The sequence below is a fragment of the Curtobacterium sp. A7_M15 genome (assembly GCF_030705415.1).
Taxonomy (GTDB): domain Bacteria; phylum Actinomycetota; class Actinomycetes; order Actinomycetales; family Microbacteriaceae; genus Curtobacterium.
In genome coordinates this window covers 1-6,648 of the sequence record NZ_JAUZED010000152.1, presented here as the reverse complement: position 1 = coordinate 6,648, position 6,648 = coordinate 1, and the positions used below count along the sequence as shown (strand labels likewise).

Sequence of the window (6,648 nt, the reverse complement as noted above, 5' to 3'; positions counted from 1 at the left end):
CCCGCCGCGAGCCAGCGGTCGAGCGCCGCCGAGTACGCGTCCGCCGCCGCGCCACCGGCGTCGGGCTCGCCGAGCGCAGCGGCTGCGGCGTCCATGGTCGCGGTGGCCTCGGCGCAGCCGGTCCGCCGGGCGATGTACGCGGCGACGGTCTCACCGTCGAGGCGCTCGTGCTCCTGCGGCAGCCACCCGACGAACGCGTCGGTCGGCGCGAGCGACACGGTACCGGCGAGGGGTTCGTCGACCCCGGCGAGGAGTCGGAGCAGGGTCGACTTGCCGGCGCCGTTCACCCCCACGACACCGATGACGTCCCCCGGAGCGACGGTGAGGTCGAGGGAGTCGAAGAGCGTGCGTGCGGCGTACCCGCCGGAGAGTCCCTTGGCGACGAGCGTGGCGGTCATGCCCCAATCGTCCCATCCCCGCGGGCGCCGGACGGACCGCGGCCGCCAGACCGACCGCCCCCGACGGCCCGCGTCAGTCGAGCGTGATCGTCCGGCCGAAACGACGGGTGACCGGCGGGGCGGCCACGACGGCGGCGAGGGCGTTCGCCGCGCCCTCGGGAGTGCCGCGCCAGGCGACGTAGGCGTCGTGGTCCGCGGGCGTCGTCCACCGCTCGACGACGACCACGCGGGACGGGTCGGTGTCGTCGACGAGGACCTCGAGGGACTCGTTGCCGGTGAAGGCGGCGGTCTGGGCGAGGGTCTCGCGGATCGCGGCCTCGACGGTCTCCGGGGAGACATCGCTCCGGAGCTGGACCTCGAGCAGGACGGTCATCGACATGGTGCACCCTTCTTCGTCGTTGCCTCCCACAACAACGGCCGAGGGTGCAGTGTTCCGGACTCGGCACCCGTCGGTGCGGCGGGGTGGAACCGATCCGGGCGTCCCGGACACTGCAGGGTATGGACAGCGGGGACTGGGCGATGGCGCTCGAGGGTGACGGCGAGGCGTTCGGGCGGGTGTTCGACCGGCACCGCCACCGGGTGCAGCGGCACTGCATGCGGCTCGTACCGGTCGACGCGGACGCGGCGGACTCGGTCGCGATCGTGTTCCTCGAGGCCTGGCGGAACCGGTCACGGGTGCGGCTCGTCGACGGGTCGCTGTTGCCGTGGCTGCTCGTCACGGCGACGAACGTCGCCCGCAACCAGACACGTGCGGCCCGGCGCTACCGGGCTGCCCTCGACCGGCTGCCGCCACCGGAACCCGTCCCCGACCACGCGGACCGGGACGACGAGGGCGATGCCTTCCGGGCGCTCCGGCAGCTCGGACACCGCGACCAGGAGATCATCACGCTGTCGGTCCTCGAGGGCTACAGCGAACGGGAGATCGCCACCGCGCTCGGCATCGCGCCGGGCACGGTGAAGTCGCGCCTCTCCCGCGCTCGGACCCGGCTCGCCGCGGCACTGACCGCGAGCGGACCCACGACCCGGCCGGCCGTCGAACGGAACGGAGCACGATCATGAGCACCTCCACGAACAGGGACACCGACGACCGCGACCGGGCGTTGCGGGCGTTGCTCGTCGACACGGTCGAGCGCACACCCCGGCGACCACGTCGGTGGCGGGCGACGACCATCGCGGGAGCGGTGGTCTGCGTGCTCGGCGGCGCTGCCGCCGGCGGTGCGATCACCGCGGCGGCGAGTCCGGACCCGGCCGCCGTCGAGGCGCAGAGCCGTGCGGCGACGGTCGTGGGCGGGGTGGGTCCGTCGTACCTGCGGGTCGTCGGCACCCCGGTCGGGCGGATCGGCTCCTCGGACGAGACGATCTCGGTCGGGCCCGCACCGGCCCGTGCCGACACGTTCACATGGGTGGCCACGTGTCGCACCGGGCGTGGCGAGGTCACCGAGCGGCGCCCCGGCGCCGCCGCGTCGACGGTGTCGTGCACCGCCGGGTCGACCGTGTCGGGCACGTACCCCTCGTCGGAGGTGGCCGGGCACCGGATCCGGCTCGCCGTGGCCGGGGACCTCGGCTGGACCCTGTCGTACGGGTGGCTGCGGACCCCGCCGCTGCCCGGCGCGAGCGCAGCGCAGGACCAGGCGACCGAGGACGGCGTCGTGACCCGGAGCGAGTACCTCGCGGCCTTCGACCGCCTGCAGGGGTGCATGACGGCACGGGGGGAGTCGCTCGGCCGGATCCCGAGGTCGTCGCTGTTCGTGGCGCCGACGGCCCACGACGCGTACGTCTTCGACTGGTGCAGCGCATCGGAGTGGTCCGCGGTCGACACCCTCTGGCAGGACGAACACCCGGCCCCGGCGTCGGACGACGGATCGTGGGGATCGCAGCCGTACGACCCCGCCTCCGATCCGCGGTACGCCGGCTGAGTCAGTCGAGGACGCGGAACCGGACCGCGTCGCCCGGTCGGAGCTGGGCGGCGCGGTCCACCGACGCGGGCGTGAGCACCGCGACGACGGGGTAGCCGCCCGTGACGGGGTGGTCGGCGAGGAACAGGACGGGGTGCCCCTCCGGCGGGACCTGCAGGGACCCGGTCTCGACGCCCTCGCTCGGCAGTTCGCGGGTCACGGAGCGGACGAGCGGCCGCTGAGCGGTGGTCCGCACGCCGACGCGGTCGCTGTCGGGGCTGACGTGGTGCACCTGGTCGGCCAGGACCGTCCGCCAGTCCGGCCCGAACCAGTCGTCACGGGGTCCCGCGGTGACGTCGAGGACGACGACCCCGCCCGGTGGCCTCCAGGAGGGCGGCGCGACGGCGTCGACGAGCGGCCAGGACCCGGCAGCGTCCCCGATCGGCAGGGCGTCGCCGACCGTCACGGGCGGCGGCCCGAGACGGGCGAAGGAGTCCCACGAGCGGCTGCCGAGCACGGGCTCGACGGCGAGGCCTCCGCGGACCGCGAGGTACGTGCGCAGCCCGGACGTGGCGGCCCCCACCCGGAGTACGTCGCCAGGTGCGAGGGCGACGATCTCGAAGCAGGCGGCGCCGCGCACCCGGCCGTCCGCCGACTCGACCGTCACCGGGCAGGGCGCGCCGGTCAGGGACGCGACCACGTGCGCGTCCGAGCGGAGCGTGACGGAGCCGAGCAGCGCCTCCAGGACCGCCGCGTCGGGACGGTTGCCGACCAGCCGGTTGGCCAACGCGGCTGCCCCGCGGTCCGCCGCACCCGCGGCGCCGAGACCCGTGTCGCTGAAGCCGGGCCGGCCGAGGTCCTGCGTCGACGTGCCGGGGCCGACCTGCAGGACGGTGAGCGCGGTCATGCGCGTCCGGCGTCGACGAACCGGATCCGGGTGCCGGCCGGCGCGAGCGCGGGCGGGTCGCGGTCCAGCGACCACATGGAGACGTCGGTCCGGCCGATGAGCTGCCAGCCGCCGGGGGAGACGCGTGGGTACACGGCGCTGAACTCGCCGGCGAGGGCGACGCTGCCGGCGGGCACCGACGTGCGGGCGGTGCTGCGCCGGGGCAGGTCGAGCGCGGGGGCGGTGCCGATGAGGTAGCTGAAGCCCGGCGCGAAGCCGCAGAAGGCGCTCGTCCAGGTCTGGCCGGTGTGCCAGGCGACAAGCTGCTCCGCCGTGGTGCCGACCAGGGCGGCCACGGTGGCGAGGTCCTCGCCGTCGTACGTGACGGGGATCGTGGTCACCTCGTCGACGTCGGCTCGGGTGGGTCTGACGGGTTCGACGGCCTGGAGGCGCGGTGCGAGTCGCGTGGGATCGGTGCGTCCCGGGTCGAAGCGGACGAGGAGCGTGCGGGCGCCGGAGACGAGTTCGGTCACGCCCGGTACAGGTGCCGCCACGAGTCCGGCGCGGAACGCGGCGGCCTCGGCGAGGGTGCCGAACGTCACGAGCAGGGCCTGCGAGCCGGCGCGACGCACGTCGAGGGGCGGGGCGATCACGGGGCCGGGGCTCACGGGGCCGGCGATCACGGGGCTGGCGTTCACGGGGCCGGTGCTCACGGCGCCGGTGCGAACGGGGCGACCGCGACCCCGTTGCGGTCGAGCAGGGCTCGGATCGCGCGGGCCATCGCGACGGCGTCGGGCGAGTCGCCGTGCACGCACACCGAGTCGGCACGGACCAGGACGACCGAGCCGTCCACCGCGGTCACGGTGCCCTCGGTGACCATCCGGAGCACGCGGTCCGCGACCGCTGCGGGGTCGTGCAGGACGGCGCCCGGGCGGCTGCGCGGGACGAGGGAGCCGTCGGGTTCGTACGCCCGGTCGGCGAACACCTCGGCGACGGCCCGGAGCCCGTGGGCGCGTGCCGCACGCAGGAGCTCGGAGTCCGGCAAGGCGAGCACCGCGAGCGTCGGGTCCACGGCGGCGACCGCGCGGACGACGACCTCGGCCTGCACCGGGTCGGCGCAGGCGGTGTTGTAGAGGGCGCCGTGGGGCTTGACGTACGTCACCCGGGTGCCGGCGACCCTGGCCGTGGCGAGCAGTGCACCGAGCTGGTGGACGACGTCGGCGGTGAGGGCCTCGGGCGTGACCTCGACCGCACGGCGCCCGAACCCGACGAGGTCGCGGTAGGCCACGTGCGCCCCCACCGCGACGCCCCGCTCGGCGGCGAGCCGACAGGTGTCGAGCATGATCTCGGGATCGCCGGCGTGGAACCCGCAGGCGACGTTCGCCGAGGAGACCAGGTCGAGCATCGCGCGATCGTCACCCATCGTCCAGGCGCCGAAGCCCTCGCCGAGGTCGCTGTTGAGGTCGATCGTCGTCACGGTGCCAACCTACCGGCGGGCCCCGTCACGGACGGTGGACCACGACCGGGCAGGACGCGTGCTGTGCGCACTCCTGGGTGACCGAACCGACGAGCAGCCCACGGAACCCTCCGAGGCCCCGGTTCCCGAGCACGAGGAGTGCGGCGTCCCGGCTGGCGTCGAGCAGGACCCCGGCGGGGCGGCCCTCGACGAGCTCGGAGGTGACCTCGACGTCGTCGTCGATGAGGTCCTCGGCGGCGTCGAGCGCCGAGGAGGCCGTCGACAGCGCGTCCTGCTCGGGGCTCCAGTGGTCGAACGGCGGTTCCTCGCGGTTGAGCGCCTCCGGCCACTGCCACGTCGTGATCGTGCGCACCCGCAGTCCGAGGCCGCGCGCCAGCGTGACCGCGAAGCGGAGGGCGTGCCCGGACTCCGGCGAGCCGTCGACGCCCACGACGACGGTGCCCCGACCGGCCGACGCCGTCGCCGCGCCCCGATCGACGAGGACGGGGCACGACGCGTGCTGGATGCATGCAGCGCTCACCGAACCGAGGAGCAGCCCGCGGAACCCACCGCGGCCCCGGCTCCCGACGACGAGCAGCCCGGCGTCCTGCGACGCGTCGACGAGCGCCTCGGTCGCTCCGCCCTCGACCGTGCGCGTGGTGACGTCCACGGTGACCGGACCGTGCCGTTCCAGGACCTCGGCGGCGTGCTGCCGGATCTCCTCGGCGTCGTGCAGGGGCGACCAGGAGTTCGCGACGGGCAGCGTGCTCCAGGTGATCGGCCAGCGCCACGACGTGACGACCTCGACCGGCACGCCGAGCCGCTCGCCGAGCGTGAGGGTGCGATCGAGTGCGGCGGTCGCCGGCTCCGATCCGTCGAATCCGACGACGATCCGTCCGAGGTCCGTGGTGGTCATGTGCGTGTCCGTCCTGTGCTCGTCGTGCCCGGTGGTGTGGTCGTGTGGTCGTGTGCGTTCTTCGGGGGTCAGCCGTTCCGCGCGGCGCGGAGCGTGACGGCGGTGTCGCGCGACTCGCCGTCCCGCAGGAACGTCAGCCGGAGGGAGTCGCCGACGTCGCGGGTCGCCTCGAGGAACGCGACCGTGTCGGGGTGGAGCCGGTCGACGCCCCGGACCCCGGTGATGACGTCGCCCGCACGCAGCCCCGCGTCCTCGGCGGCGCCGCCCTCGGTCACCGCGGTCAGCTGGAGCCCGACGGCGACCGAGCCGTCCTCGTGGTGCAGGGCGACGGGCAGCGTCCGGACGCCGAGCGACGGGTGCGCGACGCTGCCACCGGTCCGCAGCGTCTCGGCCACCGGCCGCGCGACGGCCGCCGGGACCGCGAAGCCGATCCCGACGCTGCCGCTGCTCGGACCGCCGGCGCTCGGCACCGTGGCGATCGCCGTGTTGATGCCGACCAGCCGGCCGGCGCAGTCCACGAGGGCGCCGCCGGAGTTGCCGGGGTTGATCGAGGCGTCGGTCTGGATCGCGCCGGTGAGCACGGTGCTGCCGTCGCCGTCCCCGGTCGGCACCGGGACGGACCGCCCGAGCGCGCTGACGACCCCAGTGGTCACGGTCCCGGAGAGACCGAGCGGGGCGCCCAACGCCACGACCGGCTCACCGACGACGAGCGCGTCCGACGACCCCCACGCCAGTGCGGGCAGGCGTCGGTCCGTCTCGGCACGGAGCACGGCGAGGTCGGTCCGCGGGTCACGGCCGACGACCGTGGCGTCGAGCTCGGTCCCGTCGTCCAGCCGGACCGTGAGCGGACCCGTCGCTCCGGAGGCGATCACGTGGTCGTTCGTCAGGACGGTGCCGTCCGCGCCGATGACCTCACCGCTGCCGGAACCGCCGCTGCCGTCGACCCCGACCTCGATCGTGACGACGCTGGGCAGCACGGCCCGAGCGACGTCGGAGGCCGTGCACGCGGCCGGCGCCGTGCCCGACCCGACCCGGCCGGCCGCTCCGGACTCGCTGCGACCGCTCCCGGCCGCGGCGACCCAACCCGCGAGGACGCC

General features: G+C 75.3%; 9 protein-coding genes. 2 read left to right on the top strand and 7 right to left on the bottom strand.

All coding sequences use genetic code 11. The features are described from left to right. Positions 1-398: ATP-binding cassette domain-containing protein (locus Q7F20_RS17265; RefSeq protein ID WP_305741298.1), on the bottom strand; the 398-nt coding region annotated here is incomplete at its 3' end. A 73-nt stretch (positions 399-471) separates the two neighbouring features. Beyond that, positions 472-777, bottom strand: a complete 306-nt coding sequence (locus tag Q7F20_RS17260; protein WP_305741297.1) for a putative quinol monooxygenase — start codon at positions 775-777, stop codon at positions 472-474. 119 nt (positions 778-896) lie between these two features. Here Q7F20_RS17260 and Q7F20_RS17255 point away from each other — a divergent pair, with 119 nt between their 5' ends. Together Q7F20_RS17255 and Q7F20_RS17250 are read left to right on the top strand one after the other, a co-directional pair. Then, positions 897-1,457, top strand: a complete 561-nt coding sequence (locus Q7F20_RS17255; RefSeq protein WP_305741296.1) for an RNA polymerase sigma factor — start codon at positions 897-899, stop codon at positions 1,455-1,457. Further along, entirely contained in the window at positions 1,454-2,314 is an 861-nt protein-coding gene (locus Q7F20_RS17250; protein ID WP_305741295.1) for a hypothetical protein, read from the top strand. The genes Q7F20_RS17255 and Q7F20_RS17250 overlap by 4 nt, the downstream gene beginning before the upstream one ends. 1 nt (position 2,315) lies before the next feature. Here Q7F20_RS17250 and Q7F20_RS17245 read toward each other — a convergent pair whose 3' ends face one another. The 5 genes from Q7F20_RS17245 to Q7F20_RS17225 form a co-directional block, all read right to left on the bottom strand. Further along, entirely contained in the window at positions 2,316-3,200 is an 885-nt protein-coding gene (locus Q7F20_RS17245) for a biotin-dependent carboxyltransferase family protein (protein ID WP_305741294.1), read from the bottom strand. Then, positions 3,197-3,892, bottom strand: coding sequence for an allophanate hydrolase subunit 1 (locus Q7F20_RS17240; RefSeq protein ID WP_305741293.1), 696 nt, complete (start codon positions 3,890-3,892; stop codon positions 3,197-3,199). The genes Q7F20_RS17245 and Q7F20_RS17240 overlap by 4 nt, the downstream gene beginning before the upstream one ends. After that, complete coding sequence (locus tag Q7F20_RS17235; RefSeq protein ID WP_305741292.1) at positions 3,889-4,656, bottom strand: LamB/YcsF family protein; 768 nt, start codon at positions 4,654-4,656, stop codon at positions 3,889-3,891. Before Q7F20_RS17235 ends, Q7F20_RS17240 begins: the two co-directional genes overlap by 4 nt. A gap of 25 nt (positions 4,657-4,681) precedes the next feature. After that, complete coding sequence (locus Q7F20_RS17230) at positions 4,682-5,551, bottom strand: universal stress protein (RefSeq protein ID WP_305741291.1); 870 nt, start codon at positions 5,549-5,551, stop codon at positions 4,682-4,684. A 68-nt stretch (positions 5,552-5,619) separates the two neighbouring features. Further along, positions 5,620-6,648: S1C family serine protease (locus Q7F20_RS17225; protein ID WP_305741290.1), on the bottom strand; the 1,029-nt coding region annotated here is incomplete at its 5' end.